Annotated in this window: 3 protein-coding genes and 1 pseudogene; 3 read left to right on the forward strand and 1 reads right to left on the reverse strand. The window is 75.3% G+C overall.

Features of this window, described 5'->3' with window-relative positions; translation table 11 throughout:
- The first annotated feature begins 47 nt into the window (after positions 1 to 47).
- Both GTQ99_RS21265 and GTQ99_RS21270 read left to right on the forward strand, forming a co-directional pair.
- Positions 48 to 1,523 (forward strand): CNNM domain-containing protein, encoded by a 1,476-nt coding sequence (locus GTQ99_RS21265; protein WP_166617693.1) that lies wholly within the window; start codon positions 48 to 50, stop codon positions 1,521 to 1,523.
- Complete coding sequence (locus GTQ99_RS21270; protein WP_166617694.1) at positions 1,520 to 2,560, forward strand: CNNM domain-containing protein; 1,041 nt, start codon at positions 1,520 to 1,522, stop codon at positions 2,558 to 2,560. Before GTQ99_RS21265 ends, GTQ99_RS21270 begins: the two co-directional genes overlap by 4 nt.
- A 71-nt stretch (positions 2,561 to 2,631) precedes the next feature.
- Here the strand turns inward: GTQ99_RS21270 and GTQ99_RS21275 are convergent, their stop codons facing one another.
- Positions 2,632 to 2,994 (reverse strand): PRC-barrel domain-containing protein, encoded by a 363-nt coding sequence (locus GTQ99_RS21275; RefSeq protein WP_166617695.1) that lies wholly within the window; start codon positions 2,992 to 2,994, stop codon positions 2,632 to 2,634.
- A 166-nt stretch (positions 2,995 to 3,160) separates the two neighbouring features.
- Between GTQ99_RS21275 and GTQ99_RS21280 the strand changes: the two are divergent.
- Positions 3,161 to 3,410 (forward strand): annotated as a pseudogene (locus GTQ99_RS21280) (hypothetical protein); the annotation flags it as partial.

A 3,410-nucleotide genomic window follows, 5' to 3' on the forward strand; every position in this document is an offset into this window, starting at 1 on the left:
CCCAGTCCCAGCCGCTCCGGACCCCCGGCCCCACGCGCGGAGGCGGCGTGCTGATCGAGTGGCTCCTGCTCCTCCTCGGCATCCTCCTCACCCTGGGGACCGCGGTCTTCGTCGCCGCCGAGTTCGCCTTCGTCACCCTCGACCGCTCCATCGTCGAGAAGGCCGTGGAGGACGGTGACCGCCGCGCCGCCGGGGTCCTGCCCGCGCTGCGCACCCTGTCCACCCAGCTGTCCGGCGCCCAGGTGGGCATCACCCTCACCACGCTGCTCGTCGGCTACCTCGTGGAGCCGTCGCTGGCCACCCTGCTGGACGGCCCGCTGCGCGCCGCCGGGCTCAGCGACCCCACGGCCGACACCGTGGGCGTCGTCGCCAGCGTGGCCGTCGCGGCCGCCTTCTCGATGGTCGTCGGCGAGCTCATCCCCAAGAACCTCGCGCTGAGCCTGCCGCTGCCCACCGCGGGCGTCGTCGCGCCGCTGCAGCGCGGCTTCACGTGGGCCATCGGCCCGCTCATCGTCGTGCTCAACGGCAGCGCCAACAAGTTCCTGCGCGCCATCGGCGTCGAGCCCCAGGAGGAGCTGTCCGGGGCGCGCTCGGCGCGCGAGCTGGCCGCGCTGGTCCGCCGCTCCGCCGACATGGGCACCCTGGACGAGGGCACCGCCAACCTGCTCAGCCGCACGCTGCTCTTCGGCGACCAGACCGCCGCCGACGTCATGACCCCGCGGGTGCGCATGCAGGCCATCCGCCTGGAGGAGACCGCGGCCGACGTCGTCGCCCGCGCCCGCAGCACCGGGCACTCGCGCTTCCCCGTCACCGGCGACGACGACGACGACGTGCGCGGCGTCGTCCACGTCAAGGCCGCCGTCGCCGTCCCCCAGGAGCGGCGCGCCGACGTGCCGGCCGCGGCCCTCATGGCCGACGTGCGCCGGGTGCCGGACTCGCTGCGCCTGGAGCCGCTGCTGCTGCAGCTGCGCCAGAAGGGCCTGCAGCTGGCCGTCGTCGTCGACGAGTACGGCGGGACCGCCGGCGTCGTCACGCTGGAGGACCTCGTCGAGGAGCTCGTCGGCGACGTCTCCGACGAGCACGACCGCGACCGCGGCGGGCTGCGCCAGCACCGCGACGGCTCCTGGACGGTCCCGGGGCTGGCCCGCCCCGACGAGGTCCGCGACGCCACCGGCACCGACGTGCCCGACGACCACGCCTACGAGACGGTCGCCGGCTTCGTGATGGCCCGCCTGCGGCGCATCCCCGCCGTGGGCGACGAGGTCGCCGTCGACGGCGCCGTGCTGCGCGTGGTGCGCATGGAGGGCCGTCGCGTGGAGCGGCTGCGCCTGCGCCCGCGCCCGGTGCCGACCGACCCGCCCGAGCCGCCCGGCGCGACCGGCGGTGCCGCGGCACCCGCCGCCCGCGGTGCGCACCCCGCCGGCGCCGCCGGTGCCTCCGGTGCGCCAGCCGCCCGCGACGGCGCCCCGCGCCCGCACGGCGCCCGCTCCGCCCGCGCGCACGCCTCCGGGGGTGAGCGGTGAGCACCGAGCTGTCCCTGCTCGTCGCCGTCCTGCTGCTGCTGGGCAACGGCTTCTTCGTCGGCGCCGAGTTCGCCGTGCTCTCCGCGCGCCGCAGCCAGATCGAGCCGCTGGCCGAGACCAGCGCCCGCGCCCGCTCGGCGCTGGTGGCCATGGAGCACGTCTCGCTCATGCTGGCCGCCTGCCAGCTGGGGGTGACGCTGTGCTCGCTGGGCCTGGGGGCGGTCGCCGAACCGGCCCTGGCGCACCTGCTGGAGCCGCTGTTCCACGCCGTCCACCTGCCCGAGGTGCTCATCCACCCCGTCGCGCTCGTCATCGCGCTGTCCGCGGTGACGTACCTGCACGTGGTGGTCGGCGAGATGATCCCCAAGAACCTCAGCATCGCCGGTCCCGACCGCGCCGTGCTGCTGCTGGGGCCGCCGCTGGTGGCCATCGGGCGGGTCATCGGCCCGCTCATCCGGGCCCTCAACGGCCTGACGAACGCCGCGCTGCGCGCCGTGGGCGTCGAGCCCAAGGACGAGGTGTCCAGCGCGTTCACCGTCGAGGAGGTGCAGTCGATCGTCGCCGAGAGCCAGCGCGAGGGCACCCTCGACGACACCGGCGGCCTGGTCACCGGTGCGCTGGAGTTCTCCGACCGCAGCGTCGGCGAGATCGCCGTCGCGCTGGAGGACCTGCGCACCCTGCCCGTGGGCGCGACCCCCGCCGACGTCGAGGCGCTGGTGGCCCGCACCGGCTACAGCCGCTTCCCCGTCCTGGACGCGGCCGGGGAGCTGGAGGGCTACCTGCACCTGAAGGACATCCTCTACGCCGACGACGACCGCTACCACGAGCCGGTGCCCGACAAGCGGATCCGCCAGCTGGGCACCCTGGGCGAGGCCGAGGAGGTCGAGGACGCGCTCGCCGCCATGCGGCGCACCGGGGCGCACCTGGCCCGCGTCGTCGACGGCCGCGGGCAGGTCACCGGGGTGGTCTTCCTCGAGGACGTCATCGAGGAGCTCGTCGGCGAGGTCAGCGACGCCATGCAGCGCGCCCGCACCTGACGCCCCCGCCGCCGGTGGTGATCTTCCACGGTGCACCGTGGAAGATCACCACCGGCGGCGGGCGCGAGGGGTCAGCGGCGGGCCAGGCGCCGGCCGCTGGGGGTCTGGGCGGGGGAGTACTCCATCGCGTAGTGGGCGTAGATGCGCGGCTCGTCGTCCGGGCCGAGCTCCTCGTCGGTGGCGAAGGCCGGAGCCGCCTTGACGAGGTCCTTGGTGTGCGCGACGCGGATGTCGTGGCGGCCGACGGCGGCCTGGTCCAGCGGCACCAGCACCGTCTTCTTGAACCCCACGAGGCCCGTCTCCACGGCGGCGAAGAGCCACTCGTCGGTCGCGGAGTCGACGTAGACGGACGCGAGCGTCCCGATCTTGTCGTCGGCCGGGTCGAGGACGGCGGCGCCCTTCCACTGGTTGAGGTCCTGCACGAGGATCGTCATGGCGACACTCTGGCCGAGCCCCCCCTGCTCGGCCACCGGGCCGCGCGGCCCCGCCGCGGACCCGTGCGGGCGTCCCGTGCGGTCGTCCTCGTGCGCGGGGTCTTCACAGGACGCACCCCTGCACCGGCGGAGGCCGGGCGCGTCGAGTGGGACGATGGGTGGCGGCATGAGCGAGCAGACCGAAGAACGCAGGACCCTGACCATCAACTGGCTGCAGATCGCCGGTGGCGCCCTCGCGGCGGTGACCTCCGCCTTCCTGCTGGCCGGGCTGAAGAGCCTCGGCTCCTACGGCACCCTGGTCGGTGCGGCGGCCGGCAGCGTCATCGCCTCCACGGCGGCGGCGATCTACAACCACTACCTCAACGTCAGCCGCGAGCGCCTCGCCGAGGCCGCGCGGCGCGCGCGCGAGCGCCACG

This window comes from Kineococcus vitellinus, from assembly GCF_009906315.1.
GTDB classification, from domain to species: domain Bacteria; phylum Actinomycetota; class Actinomycetes; order Actinomycetales; family Kineococcaceae; genus Kineococcus; species Kineococcus vitellinus.

Coding starts and splice junctions, on each gene's coding strand:
- GTQ99_RS21275 (WP_166617695.1), bottom strand. CDS start 2,994: ATGACGATCCTCGTGCAGGACCTCAACCAGTGGAAGGGCGCCGCCGTC.